This window comes from Gordonia sp. UBA7860 (assembly GCF_002500165.1).
Classification (GTDB): Bacteria; Actinomycetota; Actinomycetes; order Mycobacteriales; family Mycobacteriaceae; genus Gordonia; species Gordonia sputi.
In genome coordinates, this window is record NZ_DLSO01000156.1 from 16999 (window position 1) to 37701 (window position 20703).

General features: G+C 66.0%; 20 protein-coding genes and 1 pseudogene. 10 read left to right on the forward strand and 11 right to left on the reverse strand.

Annotation, left to right across the window (positions count from 1 at the left end; all coding sequences use genetic code 11):
* Positions 1-2: 2 nt before the first annotated feature.
* Positions 3-788: an enoyl-CoA hydratase gene (locus B3T59_RS19500; protein ID WP_005207409.1), complete on the reverse strand. Its 786-nt coding sequence runs from the start codon at positions 786-788 to the stop codon at positions 3-5.
* A 310-nt stretch (positions 789-1098) separates the two neighbouring features.
* On the opposite strand from B3T59_RS19500, the gene B3T59_RS19505 reads away from it, so the two are divergent.
* From B3T59_RS19505 to B3T59_RS19530, 6 genes are all read left to right on the forward strand, one after another.
* Positions 1099-1425 carry a transglycosylase family protein gene (locus B3T59_RS19505; RefSeq protein WP_005207410.1) on the forward strand — a complete coding sequence of 109 codons (327 nt, stop codon included), beginning with the start codon at positions 1099-1101 and terminating at the stop codon, positions 1423-1425.
* A 238-nt stretch (positions 1426-1663) separates the two neighbouring features.
* Positions 1664-2095, forward strand: coding sequence for an acyl-CoA thioesterase (locus B3T59_RS19510; RefSeq protein WP_039856270.1), 432 nt, complete (start codon positions 1664-1666; stop codon positions 2093-2095).
* Between the two features lie 216 nt (positions 2096-2311).
* Complete coding sequence (locus tag B3T59_RS19515; protein ID WP_064867210.1) at positions 2312-3052, forward strand: (Fe-S)-binding protein; 741 nt, start codon at positions 2312-2314, stop codon at positions 3050-3052.
* Between the two features lie 125 nt (positions 3053-3177).
* A complete protein-coding gene (locus tag B3T59_RS19520) occupies positions 3178-4620 on the forward strand; it encodes a LutB/LldF family L-lactate oxidation iron-sulfur protein (RefSeq protein ID WP_168431295.1) in 1443 nt (480 codons plus the stop codon).
* Complete coding sequence (locus B3T59_RS19525) at positions 4617-5252, forward strand: LutC/YkgG family protein (protein ID WP_005207738.1); 636 nt, start codon at positions 4617-4619, stop codon at positions 5250-5252. Before B3T59_RS19520 ends, B3T59_RS19525 begins: the two co-directional genes overlap by 4 nt.
* 89 nt (positions 5253-5341) lie before the next feature.
* A complete protein-coding gene (locus B3T59_RS19530) occupies positions 5342-6199 on the forward strand; it encodes a TIGR03621 family F420-dependent LLM class oxidoreductase (RefSeq protein WP_039856505.1) in 858 nt (285 codons plus the stop codon).
* Positions 6200-6203: 4 nt separating this feature from the next.
* Here the strand turns inward: B3T59_RS19530 and B3T59_RS19535 are convergent, their stop codons facing one another.
* Entirely contained in the window at positions 6204-6839 is a 636-nt protein-coding gene (locus B3T59_RS19535) for a response regulator transcription factor (protein WP_005207736.1), read from the reverse strand.
* A complete protein-coding gene (locus B3T59_RS19540) occupies positions 6836-8035 on the reverse strand; it encodes a sensor histidine kinase (protein WP_039856503.1) in 1200 nt (399 codons plus the stop codon). The genes B3T59_RS19535 and B3T59_RS19540 overlap by 4 nt, the downstream gene beginning before the upstream one ends.
* A gap of 205 nt (positions 8036-8240) precedes the next feature.
* Here B3T59_RS19540 and B3T59_RS19545 point away from each other — a divergent pair, with 205 nt between their 5' ends.
* Together B3T59_RS19545 and B3T59_RS19550 are read left to right on the forward strand one after the other, a co-directional pair.
* Positions 8241-9281 carry an ABC transporter permease gene (locus tag B3T59_RS19545; RefSeq protein ID WP_005207734.1) on the forward strand — a complete coding sequence of 347 codons (1041 nt, stop codon included), beginning with the start codon at positions 8241-8243 and terminating at the stop codon, positions 9279-9281.
* A pseudogene (locus tag B3T59_RS19550) lies at positions 9278-10000 on the forward strand (ABC transporter ATP-binding protein); the annotation flags it as partial. The gene B3T59_RS19545 and the pseudogene B3T59_RS19550, both read left to right, overlap by 4 nt.
* A gap of 17 nt (positions 10001-10017) precedes the next feature.
* Here B3T59_RS19550 and B3T59_RS19555 read toward each other — a convergent pair.
* The 3 genes from B3T59_RS19555 to cynS all read right to left on the reverse strand — a co-directional run bounded on the left by B3T59_RS19555 (position 10018) and on the right by cynS (position 11859).
* Entirely contained in the window at positions 10018-10476 is a 459-nt protein-coding gene (locus tag B3T59_RS19555; RefSeq protein ID WP_039856502.1) for a hypothetical protein, read from the reverse strand.
* Positions 10477-10642: 166 nt separating this feature from the next.
* Entirely contained in the window at positions 10643-11314 is a 672-nt protein-coding gene (locus B3T59_RS19560; protein WP_287004900.1) for a class I SAM-dependent methyltransferase, read from the reverse strand.
* A gap of 92 nt (positions 11315-11406) precedes the next feature.
* On the reverse strand, positions 11407-11859 hold the full coding sequence (gene cynS, locus B3T59_RS19565) for a cyanase (RefSeq protein ID WP_287004902.1): 453 nt from the start codon (positions 11857-11859) through the stop codon (positions 11407-11409).
* A 143-nt stretch (positions 11860-12002) separates the two neighbouring features.
* On the opposite strand from cynS, the gene B3T59_RS19570 reads away from it, so the two are divergent.
* On the forward strand, positions 12003-13331 hold the full coding sequence (locus tag B3T59_RS19570) for a multidrug effflux MFS transporter (protein WP_287004904.1): 1329 nt from the start codon (positions 12003-12005) through the stop codon (positions 13329-13331).
* On the opposite strand, the gene B3T59_RS19575 is transcribed toward B3T59_RS19570, so the two are convergent.
* The 3 genes from B3T59_RS19575 to B3T59_RS19585 form a co-directional block, all read right to left on the reverse strand.
* Entirely contained in the window at positions 13313-14374 is a 1062-nt protein-coding gene (locus B3T59_RS19575; RefSeq protein WP_287004906.1) for a PHP domain-containing protein, read from the reverse strand. The two genes, B3T59_RS19570 and B3T59_RS19575, sit on opposite strands and share 19 nt — an antisense overlap.
* A gap of 100 nt (positions 14375-14474) precedes the next feature.
* The gene (locus tag B3T59_RS19580; protein ID WP_039856515.1) at positions 14475-15443 is read right to left on the reverse strand and encodes an isopenicillin N synthase family dioxygenase; all 969 of its coding nucleotides are present in this window, start codon (positions 15441-15443) and stop codon (positions 14475-14477) included.
* 8 nt (positions 15444-15451) lie between these two features.
* Complete coding sequence (locus B3T59_RS19585; protein WP_051993999.1) at positions 15452-15973, reverse strand: nucleoside deaminase; 522 nt, start codon at positions 15971-15973, stop codon at positions 15452-15454.
* Between the two features lie 86 nt (positions 15974-16059).
* Between B3T59_RS19585 and B3T59_RS19590 the strand changes: the two genes are divergently transcribed.
* The gene (locus tag B3T59_RS19590; RefSeq protein ID WP_287004909.1) at positions 16060-17640 is read left to right on the forward strand and encodes a PucR family transcriptional regulator; all 1581 of its coding nucleotides are present in this window, start codon (positions 16060-16062) and stop codon (positions 17638-17640) included.
* A gap of 74 nt (positions 17641-17714) precedes the next feature.
* On the opposite strand, the gene B3T59_RS19595 is transcribed toward B3T59_RS19590, so the two are convergent.
* Together B3T59_RS19595 and B3T59_RS19600 are read right to left on the reverse strand one after the other, a co-directional pair.
* The gene (locus tag B3T59_RS19595) at positions 17715-19130 is read right to left on the reverse strand and encodes a purine-cytosine permease family protein (RefSeq protein ID WP_005207726.1); all 1416 of its coding nucleotides are present in this window, start codon (positions 19128-19130) and stop codon (positions 17715-17717) included.
* Between the two features lie 124 nt (positions 19131-19254).
* On the reverse strand, positions 19255-20448 hold the full coding sequence (locus B3T59_RS19600; protein WP_141630920.1) for an LCP family protein: 1194 nt from the start codon (positions 20446-20448) through the stop codon (positions 19255-19257).
* Positions 20449-20703 lie beyond the last annotated feature (255 nt).

Genomic DNA, 20703 nt, shown 5'->3' on the forward strand with positions numbered 1-20703 from the left:
CGTCAGCGATCTGACCAGACCGGCTCTCGCTTTGCGAGAAAAGCCGTGATCCCCTCCTGTGCGTCACACGTCATCGCGTTGGTGGCCATCGTCGAACTCATCGAGCGGTACGCCTGCGGCTCGGGCTCGTCGATCTGCCGATAGAAGGCACGCTTCCCGATCATCAGGGTCGACGCACTCGACGCCGCAATCCGCAGCGCAAGACCACGGACGGTGTCATCGAGAGCTTCCGGTTCGACGACGTCATTGATCAACCCCCAATCCGCCGCGGTCGCCGCGTCGATCGGGTCTCCGGTCAGCAGCATCTTCATCGCACGCTTACGCCCGATCGCCCTGGTCAGCGCCACCATCGGCGTCGAGCAGAACAATCCGATCCGTACGCCCGGCGTACTGAACGATGCCGCTGTGGACGCCACGGCGAGATCGCACGCGGCGACGAGCTGGCATCCCGCCGCGAAGGCGGCCCCCGCGACCTGCGCGATGACCGGTTGACGGATCTCGTGGATGGTCGCCATCAGCTCGACACACGTCGCGAACACCGCCTCCTCGTCCGCGAGAGTTCTGTCGACGAGTTCGGTGAGGTCGTGTCCCGCAGAAAAGGCGGGTCCTTCTGCCCGAATGACGACCACACGTACGCCGGGGTCCTGATCGAACTCACGCAGCGCCGTTGTGGCTGCCCGCATCGTCGACGTCGAGAGCGGGTTGCGTCGTCGTGGATCGGTCAGCGTGAGGTAACGCAGCGGCCCGTCGTGCGAGACAGTGACCGTGGTGGAATTCATTTCCGACATTTCGTCCTCATTTCTCCGCGCTCAACGTTAACCAACTCGACGATATCTGTGCGCCGGACCACAAAATAGTGGTGATCTGTCTCACAGTATAGGCACTCATTAAACTTGCGAAATAGCACGACGAAACGCCGGAGTGCGCAGGCATTTCTCAGAAAAATGCCAGATTTATCTTGGGTAATCGTCACAGCGCAGGTCAGAAAGTCGATGTGACCTTTCCGTGATCACTCCGTAAGGTCGCCGTTGGTCCAAATACGAGTCACCCGAACACCCCACTCAATTTGTCCTGACCGGGTGACTGATAGGAGGAACAATGACCACGCGGATGAAGAAGACCGCCCTTCGCGCCGGAATCATCGGCGCGATCGCACTTGCTCCCTTCGGCGTCGCGACCGCGACCGCCTCTGCGGATGGACACGACTGGGATGCCGTCGCCAACTGCGAGAGCAGCGGCAACTGGGCAACCAACACCGGCAACGGCTACTACGGCGGCCTGCAGTTCTCGCAGAGCACCTGGGAGGCCAACGGCGGCAGCGGCAGCGCGTCCAGCGCGTCGCGCGAGGAGCAGATCCGCGTCGCGGAGAACGTACTCGCAACTCAGGGACCGGGCGCATGGCCCGTGTGCGGCCAGTACCTCTGATCCTGAGGTCTGCCCACCTGCCGTGACGACCCGATCGGGTCAACGGTTCTTGTCAACGCCCCGCGACTACGCGGACGCCCGTGGTGTACCACGCGCGTTTGCCCGGTCGCGGGGCGTTTGCGCGCCTATAGGGCGCCAGACCCCGTGATCGCGGGCTACGATTCGCGACATGGATGCCGGGCACGGATCGTCGGAGAGCACTCATCACGTGTCCGACGCCGACCGCTCGACGCTGTCGATGTCATTGCTGATGACGCCGGGCATGGCCAACTTCACCGGAAACGTCCACGGCGGCACGCTGCTCAAACTGCTCGACGAGGTCGCCTACGCATGCGCGAGCAGATACTCGCGTCGATACGCGGTCACGTTGTCGGTCGATCGCGTCATCTTTCGTGAACCGATACGCGTGGGCGAGCTGCTCATCCTGTCGGCGTCGATCAATTACACCGGCCGCACGTCGATGGAGGTCGGGATCAGGGTCGAGACCGAGAACATCCATACCGGGATTCGCCGACACACCAACAGTTGCTACTTCACCATGGTCGCCATGGGCGACGACGGACGGCCGCGCGAGGTACCACCGCTCACGCCCGAGACCGACGACCAGAAACGACGCTTCGCCGAGGCTGAACTCCGCCGCGAGGCGCTGCGCTCCGCGCGTGACGGATAGCCGCGACCGCCGTGGCAGCACTCCCATCGGATGTAGGGCGCGCAGCGGTTGACGCTCACTGCCGGTGGCCATAGCGTCGAAGCGAGGTCGGGTCGCACGGAACACCGGCCACCAGCCCCTCGTCAGCCCCCTCTCCTTCAACTCCTGGCCCCTAGCCCCTGACCTCTAGCCCCGGCGGTGAGCGATGCACCACAGCAGAACCGAGAACGACAGGCGATGAGAGTCGCACTGTTCGCAACCTGCTTCAACGACACGATGTGGCCGAACACCCCACGCGCCACCGTGCTGTTGCTCGAACGCCTCGGTGTCCGAGTCGAGTTCCCTGTCGAGCAGACATGCTGTGGGCAGATGTTCACCAACACCGGCTACGCCGACGAGGCCATTGGCGGTGTCCGACAGTTCGTCGACGTCTTCTCCGGATACGACGCGATCGTCGCCCCCTCGGGTTCGTGTATCGGATCGGTCCGCCACCAACATGCGGCCGTTGCCGCCCGAACCGGCGACACCCGGCTCCGCCACGCGGTCGACGAAATGACACCACGATTCTTCGAACTCAGCGAGTTTCTCATCGACGTGCTCGGCGTCACCGATGTCGGTGCCTACTTTCCCCACCGGGTCACCTACCACCCGACGTGTCACTCCCTACGGATGCTGCGTGTCGGCGACAAGCCACTTCGCTTGCTGCGCAGCGTACGTGGCATCGATCTCGTCGACTTGCCTGCCGCCGAACAGTGTTGCGGCTTCGGAGGTACCTTCGCCATGAAGAACGCCGACGTCTCGGTGGCGATGGGCGCAGACAAATCCAGGCATGTACGCGACACCGAGGCCGAAGTTCTTGTCGCCGGCGACAATTCGTGTCTTGCACACATCGGGGGACTTCTCTCCCGCGAACGGGCGGGCGTCCGGACCATGCACCTCGCAGAAATCCTGGCATCGACCGAGGAGCACCCGGCATGAGCGAGACCGTTGAGTCCGATCGGCACGTCGATGAGTCCGATCGGCACGCCGAGCAGGAAGCGTTGAGCCAGCACGGTTTCGGGCTCGGACATCCGCACGTCGGGGTGACCGCGACATTCGTCGGGATGCCGAAGTTCCCGAAGGCGGCCCGCCACGAGCTGGCGAACACTGTCCAGCGCCGCAATCTCGAGCACGCGACGTCGACGATCCGGCACAAGCGCGCAGCGGTTGTCGACGAACTCGCCGACTGGGAGGAACTGCGACTCGCGGCGGAGGCGATCAAGAACCGCACGCTACGTCACCTCGACGATTATCTGCTCGAGTTCGAGGAGAAGGCGACTGCCGCTGGCGCACAGGTACATTGGGCGCGCGACGCGGAGGAGGCCAATCGCATCGTCGTCGATCTGGTCCGCGACACCGGCGCCTCGGAAGTGGTCAAGGTCAAGTCGATGGCCACCCAGGAGATCGAACTCAACGAGGCGCTTGCCGCCGCAGGCATCGATGCCTGGGAGACCGATCTCGCCGAACTGATCGTGCAACTCGGCAACGATTGGCCGAGTCATATCCTCGTGCCGGCAATCCATCGAAATCGCAGTGAAGTCCGCGAGATCTTTCTGCAGAACATGGCGAAGGTGGGACGCCCCGCACCCGACGACCTGACCGAGGAGCCTGCGCGGCTGGCCGAAGCGGCACGCGTGCATCTGCGTGAGAAGTTCCTGCGCGCCAAGGTCGGCATCAGCGGAGCCAACTTCGCGATCGCCGACACCGGGAGCCTTGTCGTCGTCGAATCCGAGGGCAATGGACGCATGTGCCTGACGCTGCCCGAGACGCTCATCTCCGTGGTGGGCATCGAGAAGATCCTGCCGACGTGGGCCGACCTCGAGGTCTTCCTGCAGGTACTACCCCGCTCCAGCACCGGCGAACGCGAGAATCCGTACACGTCGGTCTGGACGGGCGTCGCCGCGGGCGACGGTCCGCAGAACGTGCACATCGTCCTGCTCGACAACAACCGCACCGGCATCCTGGCCGACGAGGTCGGGCGCGCTGCCCTGCGCTGCATTCGGTGCTCCGCGTGCCTCAACGTGTGTCCGGTCTACGAGCGCACCGGCGGGCACGCGTACGGCTCAGTCTACCCGGGTCCCATCGGCGCGATCCTCACGCCGCAGCTGCGCGGCACGGCGTCGAAGATCGATCAATCGCTTCCCTACGCGTCGAGCCTGTGCGGCGCATGCTTCGACGTGTGCCCGGTCCGAATTCCCATACCGGACATACTCGTTCATCTGCGCACCCGCGTCGTCGACGAACATCGGAAGGGGCTTCCGACCGCCGAAGCTGCAGCGATGAAGGCCATGGAGAAGGTCTTCGCCGATCACCGCAGACTCGAAGCCGCGCAGAAAGCCGCGACGGTGAGTCACCGCTTCTTCGGCAACCGGCGCACGCTCGGCGCGCTGCCCTGGCCGATGACTCCGTGGTCGAGTGCGCGTGACACCCCGGTCCCACCCGCCGAGACGTTCCGCGAGTGGTGGAAACGCGAGCGCGGCAACACTTCTGGAGATGAGACACGATGACCGCCGCACGTGAGGAGATCATCGGTCGGGTCCGCGCGGCACTGGCCGACGTACCCGCCGACGACGTCACACCCGTCGACTGGGTCTACGGCCGACCCTCGAGCACGGGCGATCTCGGCCTCGTCGACCGATTCGCCGAGCGCGTCGCCGACTACAAGGCCGTTGTCGAACGCGTCAATTCAGCGCACCTGTCGGATCACGTGAACGCCCTGCTGGAGAACGTCGACGGTCCGATCATCGCCGACGCCGTCGTCCGCGACCTGCTGTCCGGGGTAGACCCGGTGTGGCTGTCCGATGACGATCTCTCCCCCACCGAACTCGACGCCGCGTCCGCGGTGATCACCACCGTGGCGGTCGGCATAGCCAACACCGGCACCATCGTGCTCGATCACGGCGCGGGACAAGGTCGTCGAGCCGTGTCACTGGTACCCGATGTCCACCTCTGCCTGATCCGCACCGATCAGATCGTCAGCGACGTTCCCGAAGCAGTGGCCCGCCTGATCGAGCAGGGCTCGGCGATCCGCCCCCAGACCTGGATCAGCGGACCGAGCGCGACGAGCGACATCGAACTCGATCGCGTGGAGGGCGTCCACGGACCGCGCACACTGCACGTCATCATCGTCGAGGCGTAGTGGCCGGCCGGGAGACCGGTTGACTTCGGCCCTGCCCGGAATTCTTTCAGCGTGGAATCCTTTTCGGGCCACGCCGGTTGGTAGTAGGCATGTCGCCAGATACTCGAAGTATCCGTTTCGGAGTCAACCTGATGGGAACCGGCACGGGAGATCAGTTCCGTGCGCAAGTGCAAGCTGTCGCCGATTCCGGCGCCGATGTCGTTCTCGTGCCCGACCATCTCGGCCTCATCGGGCCGATGCCTGCCCTCGTCGCGGCTGCCGCGCAGGCACCGGACCTGCGGATCGGCAACTTCGTACTCAACGCGCCCTTCTACAGTCCCGCGCTGCTCGCACGCGACCTCGCAACCGTCGATCAACTCAGCGGCGGACGCCTCGAGATCGGTCTCGGTGCGGGCTATGTGAAAGCCGAATTCGACGCCGCGGGCATCCCGTTCGGCCGCCCCGGCCAGCGAGTCGATCATCTCGAGGAGGTCGTCGACCATCTGCACGTCGCCTTCGACGATCCCGCGCAGGCGCCGCCGTTCGTACAGTCGCATCCGCCGATCATGGTCGCGGGGATCGGCGACCGCGTGCTCTCTCTTGCCGCACGCAAGGCCGACATCGTCGCGTTCTCCAACCTGCCGACCGACGACGTGCTCGCCGACCGAGTCGCCCACGTCCGTGCCGAGGCCGGTGAGCGCTTCGACGCACTCGAACTCAACGTGATCGTCTTCGACCTTGCCGTCGGGCGCGAACCCGATGTCACCGCGCTGCGCGGGGCAAACCCGGACCTCGACGACGCCGCGCTCCGCGAATCAGTCAATATCCTCCACGGCAGCGCTGCGGAGGTGGCCGACAGGATCAACCACCTCAACGAAACGGCCGGGATCTCGTACTTCACGTTCATCGAACCGTCGGCGAAGGATCTCGACGGACTGGCGGAGGTGATCGGTCTCGTGCGCGGCTGACCGGTCAGTCGATGAGTCCCTGACGACGCGCGCTGGCAACAGCGGCGGTCCGGGAGCCGACACCGAGCTTGGTGAAGATGTGCACCAGGTGCGACTTCACGGTCATCTCGCTCACGTGCAGCGCCTTCGCGATCTCGCGGTTGCTCCGGCCCGTGGCCACCTGTGCGACGACGTCGATCTCGCGTGGCGTCAGCACGGTGTCGGGTGTGGCGCGCACCCGCGTCAACAGTCGGGTCGCGACCGACGGCGACAGCGCACTCTCCCCCGCCGCCGCAGCGCGGATCGCGGCCAGTAGTTCCGCGGGCGCGGTGTCCTTGAGGAGGTACCCGCTCGCCCCTGCCTCGATGGCGGCGAGGATGTCGGCGTCGGTGTCGTAGTTCGTGACGATGAGAAGATGCGGCGCCCGTGGCAGGGCGTGAATCCTCCGCGTGGCCTCCACTCCCGAAATCCCCTCTCCGAAGCGGAGATCCATCAGGACGACATCGGGTTGTGGGGATCGGGCGGTGTCGGCGCACCAGGCCACCGCGTCGTCGGCCTTCGCGGCCTCGCCGATCACGTCGATATCAGCGGCGTTGGCGAGCAACGCCGACAACCCGGCCCGCACGATCGGATGGTCGTCGGCAAGTAATACGCGGATCACCGGCCGCTCTCCTGCACCGACCGCGCGGCAGCAGGCGCCACGGTGGGAAATGACACGGCGGGAAATGAGACCGCGGGAAATGACACGGCAACGGTGGTACCTCCGTCGTCTGAGGTGATGTCGACCTGTCCGCCGAGAGAGTCGACGCGCCGTCGAATAGTGCTGAGCCCGTATCCCTCCGACGCATCGGACGCGAAACCCGTTCCGTCGTCGACGATATCGAGGTGCACCTCGTCGGCGGTGTACGTGAGGGTGAGATGCAGTCTCCCGGCGTGAGAATGGCGGACCACGTTCGACACCGCGCCCTGCGCCACACGGACAAGCGCCGCCTCGGTGGGCATGGCGAGTGGTTGTGCGTCGCCCTCGATGAGCACGCTGACGGTGATGCCGTGTCCCGATGCGTCGGCGGCGACTCGTCGGAGTGCATCCGCCAGAGAGGAGCCGTCGAGCGGCGCCGGCGACAGCTCTGCGATGAGGCGTCTGGTCTCGGTCAGCGCGTCACCAGCAGCTTTGCGCGCCAACATGATCGACGACGCCGCTTGTTCTCCGGTCGACTGTTCGGCCGCGTGCAACAGGAGTTGGATACTCGACAGGCTCTGCGCGACGGTGTCGTGGATTTCGGCAGCGAGCCGTTCACGTTCCTCGGCTCTGCCGATGGCCTGTTGCTGGTCGCTGAGATCGGCTCGCGCAGCGACCAATTCGTCGATGAGTCGCTCACGCTGTCGCGCCTCGGCGAAGAGCTGTGCGTAGCCCGCGGAGATCACGACGGCGACACCTGCACCGAGCACTGGTCCGATGATCGCGGCCGCCGACCATCCGTTGTGCAGCGCGTAGCCGACTACCGCAACACCGGTAGCCAACGTGACCGCCGCCAAGCCTATGCGTCTACCCATCAGGTGCAGGTAGAGGAAGAACAGGACGAAGACGAGATACGTCGCCTCCGCGGTGAGTGCCAATTCGACCAGCCACACCGCGGTGAGTACAGCCAGCCACAGCAGCGCCCGCCGACGATTGCCCACCACAAGACCGCCCGCGAAGTAGACCGCGAGCCACACCCCCGCGACGATCGCTGCCGCGACGTCGGTCGGAGTCGCGATCAACGCGCGCACCATCACCACGACGGTCAATGCGACTGCGAGCAGGTGCAGACCCCACCGCAACGCAGCGACAACGGGGGTGAGTGGGGACGGGTGCATGTCTTTCAACGATAGCCGCGCTCGGTCTCCGCGCATCCATCGAAAGGAGGAGAGGACACGCACGGAGGGCGGAGCCGATGCCATCCCGACGGGCGACGCGCTTACGGCGTGTGCGGCCGAGCATGAAGAAGTCACCACAGTTCGACGCTGCGCTGCCGCCGATCACGAGGATCGCCGGCTGCGCCGCGACAGAAAGGACCTCTCGATGTTTGTCGCGCTTCGCGACCTGCGGCGCGCCCGTGGACGGTTCGCGCTGATAGCGCTCGTCGTCGTGCTCGTGGCCATACTCGTCACATTCCTCAGCGGACTCACGGCGGGCCTACGCCACCAGAACATCTCGGCGGTGCAACACCTTCCGGGCAACTCGGTGGTGTTCTCCGACGCCGGAACTGCACCCTCGTTCGACGAATCCTCGCTCACCGCAGCGCAACTGGCCGCATGGCGCTCGGCGCAACCCGATAGCGTCGGCGTCGGGATATCGCGGTCGCGGATAGCCGCAACCACTGCACCCGACTCCCCTGTGCCCGTGGCGCTCATCGGTACCGACCGCGACTCGCCTGCACCCGGGAGCGTCGAATTGAGTTCCTCGGTGGCGGAGACACTGCACGCGAGTGAAGGAGCACCCGTCGACCTCGGCGGTCGACCATTTACGGTTGCGCGGATCGTCGGCGACGACTGGTACTCGCACAGTCCCGTCGTGTACCTGGCACTCAGCGACTGGCAGCAGTTGTCACCGCACGCCGGCGCCGCAACCGTTGTCACCTTCACGGATTCGAACGGTGCCGACATGTCAGCGGTCGCGCGGGCGACACAGACGACGGTCACGAGTTCCGACGATGCGCTGTCAGCGCTGGCGTCCTACAAGGCCGAGAGCAGTTCACTCACGTTGATGACAGTCATGCTGTTCGTGATCTCGGCGTTGGTGATCGGCGCCTTCTTCACGGTGTGGACGGTGCAGCGCATCCCCGACATCGCGGTCCTCAAGGCGTTGGGCGCGTCGACCGGTTCACTGGTGCGCGATGCGCTGGGTCAGGCCGCGATGGTGCTCGTCGTCGGAGCCGCGATCGGAACGGCCATCACTGCCCTGGTCGGTGGATTCCTCGGCGGAATACCGTTCGTGCTGACCACCTCCACGACCCTCCTGCCCGCTGCCGCCATCATCGCGCTCGGCCTGATAGGCGCCGCGCTGGCGCTCCGATTCCTCGTCACCACTGATCCACTGACCGCACTTGGAGGTGCTCGATGAGCACGATTGTCTCAACGAATTCTGTTCCTGCCCTTGATATGTCGGCAGTGACGCTGACCTTTCCCGACGGCACCGGGCGTGTGCGAGCGCTCGAGGATGTCAGCCTCGCGGTAGCGCCGGGCGAGATCGTGGCGATCACCGGACCGTCGGGTTCTGGGAAGTCGAGCCTGCTCGCCGTAGCGGGCCGTCTGATCCGACCGGATTCGGGGCGCGTTTCGGTTGCGACCCGGTCGGGAGACACCGTCGAACTCAATGGTCTCTCCCGTGGCGAGGCCGCGCGGGCTCGTCGCGAACACCTGGGCTTTGTGTTCCAGCAATCCAATCTCATCGCGTCGCTGACCGCGATCGAACAGTTGGAGGTCACCGCTCATCTCGGCCAGCGATGGTGGTCGGGACCGAGCCGACGCCGCGAGGTGCGTGAGCGCGCCCGACTATTGCTCGACCAGGTCGGGTTGGCCGATCAGTCGCACAAGCTTCCCGCGCAGCTCTCCGGCGGCCAACGTCAGCGCGTCAACATCGCGCGCGCACTCATGAACACGCCGTCGCTGCTGCTCGTCGATGAGCCGACTTCAGCGCTCGACTCGGCACGCGGTGCCGCGATCATCGAACTCCTCGTCGCGATGACGCGGACACACGGCGCGGCGTGCGTTCTGGTCACTCACGACCCGACACACCTCGACCGGATGGACGCCGTCTACGAGATGGTCGACGGACGCCTACGCAGCGTGACCGGCGATCAGGACGTGGAACCGGGCGTCGGCTCGTCAGAGGCAGGACCGCCGTCGGATGCAGGACCGTCGCTCGACGGCGTGGGGCCTGTGTCCGTGGGCGGGACAGCGATGTCGAGTGCGCTCACCGCGATGCCGTAGGGCAGGAATCGAACCCGACGGGTGGGATCGGTGTTGTGTTGGTTTGCCCGTAGGGCGTCGAGTTCGTTCGCGAAGACCTGCTCGACGCGTGCACCGCCGTCGGCGTCGGTGACGAAGACCGCCCAGACGCCCGAGCCGGACTTTCCTGTCGTCTCCGGTTCGGGTGCCGCACGGCGCGCGGGCTGCTCGAAGACAGTCGACCACGCGACTCCCGACGAAGGTGAACCGAGGAACTTGCCCACCATGTCGCGCAGGCCGTCGCCGGCCTCGCGTGCGAACCGATCGAAGTCCTCCGGATCGATGCCGAACGGATTGTTGCCTGCCATCGTCTACCTCCCTGCGAGCACCCGGCGAACACCGGGCTGCCCTCCAGTGTGGCGACGATGCCGGTTGTGCGCCACAACCGCCGCTGATCGAGCTACCCCCGCTGATCGAGCCTGTCGAGATCACCGCCGACCGAGCTGACCCCGTCGCTGATCGAGCTTGTCGAGATCACCGCGGCGCGAGCGCCTCGATCGTCCACGTGAGATCGCCCGTGGTCAGCGTGGAGCGCAGCCGCACATCGAAGGCGGAGTGGAGCAGCTTCCAGACCTGGCGGGCCTGGGGAAGGTCGATCGACTTGTAATGCGAGACCACGATCTCACCGGTCGGCTCCAGCCACCCCTTCTGCAGGCGGCGAACCGTCGCCAGCGGATCCGGGAGATAGTAGAGCATCTCGGAGAACACGATCGCATCGAACCGCTTAGCCGAACCCGTCGGGTCGACGTCATCGGGACTGAACGTGCTGGCGTCGGATTGCACGAACGCGGCGCGGTCGAGCCCCCTCGCACTAGCCTTCTCGACGGCATCCTGCGCGGCGTCGACTCCGAGAAACTCCGTGTAATGCGCAGGCGAGAGCCGCTGCGCCAACAGCCCCTCGCCGCAGCCGAGTTCGAGCACTCGGGGTCGGGGTGAGGTGCGCAGGCAGTACCCGGCGACGACGTGGAAGCGCGGGGCCTCCTGCTCGTTGGCGAGGTAGTCCCATTCGCCGTCGCGGTACTCGTCTTCACAGTCGTCGACACCGTGGGCGGACGAATACGGGCGCAGGTAGCTCGACACGAGTCCCACCCCGCGTGCCGCTTGCCGCCGCGCACCGCCGACGATTCCTTCACGCGCCGCACCCATCGCCAGCCCTGCCTTCGTTTGTCGGACAAATCCGACGGAATGCTACCGGTGATGTGGGCGCGACGGATATGTGCGGCGCCACAGAATCGCGTTCACCACCGGTAATCGAGGAACTTCCCGTCGAAGGTGACCACCACGCGATCGCCGTCGGGGTCGGGCCGCCTGGCGATGTCGACCTTGAAGTTGATCGCGCTCATGATGCCGTCGCCGAACTCATCGTGGATGAGCTCTTTGAGCGCAGGGCCGTAGACCGCGAGTGCCTCGTAGAACCGGTAGATCGTCGGATCGGTAACCAGTTCATCATCCCGGGTACGGGCAGGCTGCAGACGCAGACTCTCGGCGACCCCTTCGCCGAGCCCGAGTAGTTCGCAGACGATCTCGGCCTTCTCTGCGGGCACCGGATGCTTTCCGAGTAGGGCCGCGACGGTCCACACCAGCGGCGCCTCGATACGGTCTGCGATCTCGGCCCACGTCAGGCCTGCACGGATTCGCGCGGCGATGATCAGCTCGGCGGCATCGGATTTGGACATGATCGGTGCGTTCACCCGCGACTCCCTGCTCTCGACGATCTACGTCGCCCGGTTGCTCTGTTTCCGGTCCACCCTGACGCGGTCAGAGCACTCGCGCCAGTCGAGAGCGCAATCCGCTGTAGAGGGCGCAATCCCCGGTCCGCGCGGCGCGTGATTCGATGACCAGTATGTCGTCCTCCCCTCGCGCCGACGGTGACACGCAGCCGACCGACGCACACGGTCGCACCCCATCCCCCTCTGTTTCGCAGCCGGAGAGCGGACACCGGTCCGCGACTGCACCATCGACCGGCAAGCCCGGCGTCGGCGGACTGCTGCTCGTGGTGCTCGCGCTGCTGTCGGCGGTGGCGCCTTTCGCCACGGACCTCTACCTGCCTGCTTTCCCGCAGATGACCGAGGAGTTGCAGACGTCGGCGACGGCCGTTCAGCTCTCGCTGACAGCGTTCCTGATCGGCATCACGCTCGGGCAGCTCGTCTTCGGGCCGATGTCTGATCGGTTCGGGCGACGTGGTCCGCTGATCGCAGGCGCCACGTTGTGCGTGGTCGCAGGCATCGTCGCTGTTCTCGCGCCGTCGATCGGCGTGCTCGTCGCAGCGCGGTTTGCTCAGGGACTCGGCGGCGCGGCGGGCATGGTGATCGGCCGGGCGATCATCTCCGACCTCTCGGAGGGCCGTCAAGCCGCACGCGCGTTCAGCCTGATGATGATCGTCGGCGGCGTCGCGCCGGTGGTGGCCCCTCTTCTCGGCGGTGTCCTGGTGTCGCCGCTGGGCTGGCGCGGCGTCCTCGGCGTGGTGCTCGCGATCTCAGTGCTGATGCTGGTGTCGGCGCTGACGGTGATCCGCGAGACCCTCCCGCGCTCGAGACGACACAGCGCTCGAAACTCCACTCCTCGCAACGGCTTCTCGGAGCTACTCGACGTCGGATTCCTCGGTTACAGCGCCGCATTCGCATTCGCCTTCGCGGTCATGATGTCCTACATCTCGGCGTCGCCGTTCGTCTATCAGGACATGATGGGGCTGAGCTCCGGCGTGTACGGCCTGATGTTCGGAATCAACGCACTCGGGCTGATGGCGGTGAGCGGACTCGCCGCCAGACTGTCGTCGACTCGCTCGCTGCGCGGGATCGTGGCCACCGGGTTGGTCGTGATGTGCCTCGCGACAGCCACTTTCGGCGTTCTGGTCGCCACCGGCGCGCCAACGGGTTGGCTCGCGGTGCCCCTGTTCGTGTGCGTGAGCAGCCTCGGACTGGTGTTCGGCACCGCCACCGGGCTTGCGATGAGCCATGTGGGATCAGCTGCCGGTGCAGCGTCTGCGGTGCTGGGTGCTCTGCAATTCGGGCTCGGCGCACTTGTGTCACCTCTGGTGAGCATCCGCGGTTCCGACACCGCGGGCCCGCTTGCCATCGTGATGGCTTGTTGCGCAGTGATTTCCGTTGCCGCGTTCGTGGCGGCCGGGCGCGCGCATGACGGTGTTCACGATGAGGCGGTCTGAGGGTCTGCGAGCCACTCTCGCAGGCGGCGCAACGACCAGGTGGTCACGACTCTGTCCTGATCGATCCCCATCGCCTCGGCACGCTGGGCACCCAATGCCTTGAACTCGAGCTGACCGGGCGCATGCGCGTCGGAGTCGATGGCGAACAGGCAGCCGAGATCCCGTGCCAGCGCGAGTAGGTCGTCGGGCGGGTCGGCGCGTTCGGGTCGAGAGTTGATCTCGACGGCAGTGTTGGTGTCGCGACACGTCGAAAACACTTGGTGCGCATCGAATGTCGACTGCGGTCGCTTACCGCGTCCTCCGGTGATCAGCCGTCCGGTGCAGTGCCCGAGGACGCGAACCCGCGGATGCTCGACGGCGGCCACCATCCGACGTGTCATCGGGCCAGCGTCCATTCTGAGCTTCGAATGCACCGACGCCGTCACGACATCGAGGCGGTCGAGCATCTCCGGAGACTGGTCGACCGTGCCGTCGTCGAGGATGTCGACCTCGATCCCGGTCAGCAGCGTGACGTCGGACTCGCCGCGCGCGTTGACTTCGTCAATCACACCGATCTGGTCATCGAGTCGTTGCGCCGAGAGTCCGTTCGCGACCGTCAGACGGGGTGAATGGTCGGTGATCGCCAGCCATTCCTGACCGAGAGCCTGTGCAGCCGCGGCCATCTCGTCGATGGATGCACCTCCGTCACTCCACGTGGTGTGGGCATGGAGATCGCCGCGCAACACGCTGTAGAGCGGATCGCCGGAGGCGGTGAGGGGCTTTGCTTCCGTCTGTAGACGGTCGAGATAGTCCGGCAGCCTGCCGGAGGCGGCATCGTCTATGACCGCCGCCGTGGTCTTGCCGATGCCCGCCAGCGCGGTCAGCGAGCCCTCCGCGGAGCGTCGTCGAATCTCGTCATCACCGACCTCGACGACCGTCGCGGCCGCACGCCGGAACGCCTCGACGCGGTAGCTGCTCTGCCTGTCGCGCTCGAGCAACCACGCGATCCTCGTCAGCGCCTGCGCGGGATCCACTGGCGCGGCGAGTGGGATCAGTGAGCGCATTCCCCGACAGTAGCCCCGTGGACCACAGCAGCGCACTCTCGAACGAATTGGACGCCCACTCAACCACTTTCAGCGCACAGTCGACGAGACCCGGCGGCCGCTAGCCGACGGTGATCGCGTCGAGCCGCTCCCTGATGAATTCACCGCTGGTGACGGGCGGGCGACCGGCCACCTTGCCGACCGGCGGCTCGAGCGGAGTCACCACGGCGTCGTGGTTGAGCTCGTAGAAGAAGATCAGAGAGACCAGGTCCTCCTCGGGCGCGTCGGGCTGCGGAGGCAGCACACGGTGCCTGCCAGCGGGCCATCGGCCGCCCGACCAGTACTCGAGCAGGTCGCCGATGTTGACCGTCAACGCCGACGAATCGTACGGCGCATCCGCCCAGCCACCCTCCTCGCTGTAGACCTGCAACCCACCCGCGCCCGGCTCGCGGTCGAGGATGGTCACGGTGCCGAAGTCGGTGTGCGGGCCGATGCGGTACTGCCCGGGCTCGGGCTCGCCGACATCGGTCATGGGCGGATAGTGATTGATGTTCGACGTCCAGGTGGCTGAGCCCGCGAGGTCGCGAAAAGGATTCTCGCTGCCGGACAGTCCCAGCGATGCCGCCATCAGGGCGAGCAGATCGTCGGAGAGCTTCTTGCACGCCGCGGTCCACGCGGTGAACAGTTCACGTAACCGTGGCGCCTCCGCGGGCCAGACGTCCGGAGCGAACCAGTAGTCGTCCACCTCGGGGATGCCGACTCGTGTCTGGGCGCCCGAGTTGTAGGTCTCCTTCAGGTCGGGAGGTGTTTCGGTGCCCTCGGAGTAGCCATTGGCCTCCAGGCCCGGGCCGATCCAGCCCCGACCACCGACTCCGACGGCGTACTGCCCCTTCACCTCCGGCGACATGGCGAAGAACTCGCGGGCGGTGGCACGCAGCGCGGCGGGCAGCTCCGGATCGATACCGTGACCCGTGACCAGCAGGAATCCCGCCTTCTGTAGCGACTCGTCGACCGCGGCGCACACGGCGTCGGCGCCCTCGCCACCGGCACGCCACTGCGCGAGATCGACGGTCAGGATCGGACTCGACATCTCGCCGCTCACCGCAGACTCCCCATTTTGTCGGAGCGCGCCGCGTTCACGCCGGCATCGACGACCCCGATGTCCTCATTCCAGAGCGCGGGATTCCCGGCGATGAAATCGGTCATCATCGCGACGCACCGCTCGTCGTCGAGAATCGTCACGTCGACGCCGAGCTCGCGCAGCCACTCCTGCCCGCCGTCGAAGGTGCGGTTCTCCCCGACCACCACCGCCCCGATGCCGAACTGCCTGATGAGACCGCTGCAGTACCAGCAGGGTGCCAGCGTGGTCACCATGATGGTCGACGAATAGTCGCGCTGCCTGCCCGCGACGCGGAAGGCATCGGTCTCGCCGTGCACCGATGGGTCGTCGTGTTGCACGCGACGATTGCGTCCCTCACCGAGGAGTGTGCCGTCGGAGCTGAACAGGGCAGCACCGATCGGGATGCCACCCTCGGAGAGTCCGAGTTGTGCTTGTCGGTAGGCGGTGTCGAGCGCAGCCACGGCGTCGAACGTGGACGTCGTCCCATGTCGCGAGAGCATGATTCGACTGTGCGTGGCTACGCCGTCGTGTTCAACCGACAGTCCGTCGCGTCGCACAGCGACCGCAACGTGCATATCGTCTGTCTATGCACGAATCCCCGGGGTCGACGCTCACCCTGCGACAGATCATCGACGACTACCTCGCCGACGCCGATCCGCACGTACTCACCGCACACGATCACCTCGAACGCCCCGTGATCTGGGTGCATTCAAGCGAGATCTATGAGATAGGGCCCCTGCTCTCGGGCGGTGAACTGTTGTTGACGACCGGACTCGGGTTGGCGGGACTCGACGCAGGCACACGCCGCCACTACATCCGAGAGCTGGCCGAGCGCGGTGTGGTGGCGCTCGCCTTCGAGATCGGACGCAGCTTCGACAGCGTTCCCGACGAGATCATCCGAGAGGGATCTGCGCGGCGGCTGCCGATCATCGAGCTGCGTCGGGTGGTGCCGTTCATCACGATGTGCCGTACCGCGAACACGGCGATCGTGTCTGCCGAACTCGCCGACCTGCGGTTACGGGGCGAGCTCGACACCACTCTTCACGACGACATGGCCGCCGGAGGTGGCGTCGCCAAGATGCTCGAACACGTCTCCGACGCCGTGCACTGCCCGATCGTGTTGGTGGGTTCGGGGGGTGCGCTGATCGCCGCGCACGGCGTCGACGACGATCGATCGGCGTGGCGGGCCGTCGACGGTCAAGTCGCGTCGGCACCGATCATCGCGCGCGGACGCGAGATCGCACGGCTGATCGCGGGCCCTGGTGCCACGCAGCACTCCGGCGATCGCGCCGCAATGCTCCTCGACTGTGCGGCAGGTCCACTCACGTCGGCACTCGTACGCGCGGGCATCGGACGCTCCGCAGTGGCGTCGCGACTCATCGAGGAATTGTTGGCGTCACGCCCGATTCGACGGGCCGACCTGTTCGCTCGCCTGTCGGGCTCGGGCGCTCCGGTGTCGCAGTCGACTCAGATCGTGCCGGTCGTCGTCGAGTCGCCTGATTCGCGCATGGCAGAGAGTGCACTCACTCGTGCCGCGGCGACGCTCGGCGGTGTTGTCTTCGAGACCGTCGACGCCACCGTGTACGGCCTCGTCGTGATGCCGACACCTACCGGTGACCACGACGCCGTCGACTGTGTCCGCACGGCGTTCACCGACATCGGTGCACACGCCAGCCGCGTGACCGTTGTCGTCGGTCAACCGTGTGCGACCGCCGACGCCGGGCCCGGGCCAGGACTGTCACTGTCGATCGGAGACTCGCTGCGCACCTGTGCCGAAAGACTCGGCAGCGCAGTCGAATCCGTGCAGACCAAAGGTGTTGCCGGACGCGTGTTCACCGCTCGATCGCTCGCCGTCGACGCTGCGGCCGGCACCATGTCTGCCGCGGCGCGCGACGAACTGATCGACCTCATCGATCCGCTCGTCCGCCACGACAGGGCGTCGTCGACACACCTCGCGCGCACACTCGAAGTACACCTGCGCAACGGCTGCAGCGCGACTCGCTCGGCGCAGGCATTGCACATCGGACGCCAGAGTCTTTACCAGCGCCTCGACCGTGTGCGCGAGGTGCTCGGCTTCGACCCGACAGATCCCGAGATGTATGCGTCGATCCTGTTGGCCTTCAGCGCTTTACGCGCCGACTGCGCCGGGGCTCTCGCGCCCGTATGACACAGGCGGACCTTCCTCCGAGTTCGGGTCTCGGCGGAAGGTCCGCGTGTGTGTGACAGCCGTGGCAGGTGTCGTCAGCCGTATGTGCGCTGCGACTCCTCGACGCTCTTTCTGGCCAGAATCACATACCCCACGAATGCGATTGCGAACCCGACGAACGCACCGATGTCACCCAACTCGGGAACCGCGCGGACCACGTACCCGACGAACTTCTCCTGATTGCAGAACAGCAGGATCGATCCGACCAATGCGATGACGAACGCGGCGAGTCCACCCCAGTTCGCGTAACGGGTGTCGTACAGCAGATCCAGCGACGGACGCTTCTTGCGCAGCAACCGATCGGCGAAGACCACACCGAGCCACGGACCGATCCAGTAGGCAACCAGGAGCAGGAACGCCTCGTACGACGCTGCGGCGTCGGCAAGTGCCCACCAGGCCACCAGGAATCCGACGATGCCGAACAGCACTGTGACAAGCGCGCGCTGCGTGTTCATCGGCAGCTTGAATCCCATGGTCACGAACGCCATGGAGCCGGAGTAGACGTTGATCGCGTTGGCCGCGACGGCGCCGACCGCGATGGCCAGCAGCGTGAGATCCGCGACGAGCGTCGGCAGGTTCGCGGTGAACGCGGCGGTCGGGTTGTCCGACGTCGCCGGACCGATCGTCACCGACGCCGCGCCCACGAGCATCAGCACGGTGCACGAGACGAACAGGCCGAGGGATGCGTAGAGGCCCGTGTGCACCCGCGACACGGTCGGCGGAAGGTAGCGGGTGTAGTCGGCGGCGTAGGGCGTCCAGCCAGCGGTGTACCCGAATGCGGCGCCGACGGTGAGCCAGAAGCCCGCCATCGAGAACCCGCCACCCGACGACGGAGGCGCGTCGAGGTGCGACTTGCTGAAGATGATCACCGCGGCGATCAAGAAGATCACAGCCAGGATCGGCGCGGCGATCCGCTCGAATCGCTGCACGAGGTTGTGTCCGAAAAACGCGAACGCGGTCTGCACGATGACGATGATGATCAGCCCCACGAGCGGGGTGAACCCGAACAACGACGACAACGCGAACGCCCCGCTGGCGCTGTTGGTTGCGAACCAGCCGACACCACACATGACCGCCATGAACGTCGCGGGAAGAATGTTGCCGCGATATCCGAAGGCCAGCCGACCGAGCACCATCTGCGGCACCCCGTGCAGGGGGCCGTCGGCCGACAACAGATAGTGGGCGATCGCGGCGAGTCCGTTGCCGAGCACCACCGCGACGACGGCCTGCCAGAACGACAGACCGAACACGGCCACTGCCAGCACACCGACGAAAATCGTGGCGAATTCGAGATTGGGGGCTGTCCACGTCCAGAAGAGACCGCGCGGCGACCCGTGGCGGGCCTCCACCGGAATCGGCTCGTTGCCACCTGGCTCGACGGCGAGGACCTTGCTGCCGTAGTTCAACTGCGTGACGGCGGCATCGTCGTCGGTGGGTGCGTCAGTACTCATGGCCGCTACTGTGCTGCGTCGGCTCGGGAGCGGCAACCGACGGATTGTCCGTTGCACTCACTCGCGGATACGACATTTCGACGGTCGAGCGTGATCGACGCGACTGCGCGACGCCGCTGCTCACTCAGTCAACGCAGGGAATGGCCGAACCATTGCTCACGGCGCCGCCGGAGTCGGGCGCGGCACCGTCGAGCGATGCCGTTGTCTCGGCGTCGGCCGGATCGCTCGTCGACGTCGCACCCGACGCCGCGTCGGTCGATCCAGAAGACGACGATCCGGAAGACGGTGACGTCGCCGAGGCCCTCGAGGTGTTCGACGGTGCCTGCATCCCGAAGGCCGTCTGGATCTGGGTGCGCACTTTTGCGGTGTCGATGATGTTGACGTCCTGGCCGTCGACGGTGTCGTATCGCTCGACGGGAAGCGTGCGGAAACTGACGCGCTGATCGCCGGGTGCGAGCATCTGCTGCCCCCAAGACGTGAGGTCCCATCCGTCGGAGAGAACCACATCGTTGTTCAGTGCGCTGCTGAGTCTGTTCAGTTTCCCGGGATCGGTCAACATTCCGGTGCTCTGTACCTGATGTAACACCGAGAGCAGGAAGGCCTGCTGTCGGTGGGTGCGGTCGAGGTCGCCGTTGTCGAGTCCGTGGCGTTGCCGGACGAAGGCCAACGACTGCGCCGCGTCGAGATGCTGGCGACCGGAGGGGAACCGAGCGCCCGAATACGAGTCACGGACAGAGTAATTCAGACAGACGTCGATGCCGCCGAGCGCCTTGGCGATGTCGTAGAAGCCGACGAGGCTCACCTCGGCGAACCGATCGATCGGTACGCCGGTGAGCTGACGCACCGTGTGGATGGTCTCGGCACGACCGGCTTCGCGCCCACGTGACTCGAGAGTGGCCTGATCGGTGATGCCCTGTGCTGTCAGTTCGTCCTCGACCATCGCCTTCTTGCGGCCGTACGCCTCTTTGATCTTGGCCTGGCTCACGTCGAGACCGTCGACGTCGACGAGGTCGTCGCGCGGAATCGAGAAGGCGACGATGTTCTTCCTGTCCGCGGGGATGTGCACGAGGATCAGCGTGTTGGTGTTGTAGCCACCCTCGTCACCATCTCCGGCATGGAGTTGCTTGAGGATGTCGGGTGACAGATTGTTGCCGTCGCGGTCCTTGCGGGTGTCCAGACCCATCAGGAGGATGTTCTCGGCCCCGCCGCTCGACGCTGGTCCGCCGGCCAATGCCGCCGACCTACCGAACCCTCCGGCGACGTGTGTGACTGTGCCCCACGCGAGCCCTACGACCCCGAGGATCGCGACCGAACACATCGCGACCGCGATCCGCCCGATTCGCACCACCGACGACCGGCGCTGGGGTTCGGCCGCTAGGCGTCGACGCGTCGAGCGGGGGCGCGACGAGCGGGTACGGGACGAGGCGCGAGCTTCATCGCCTGCGGCGGACCTGCGCGCGCCACGAGCAGGAGTGACCTGCGGAATTGGCTGGGTGAGATCGTCGACCGGCTCCCACCGCGATCGCGGTTCCGGTCGGAGTGGAGCTCGCTGCGGCACAGGCGGCCTCACAGG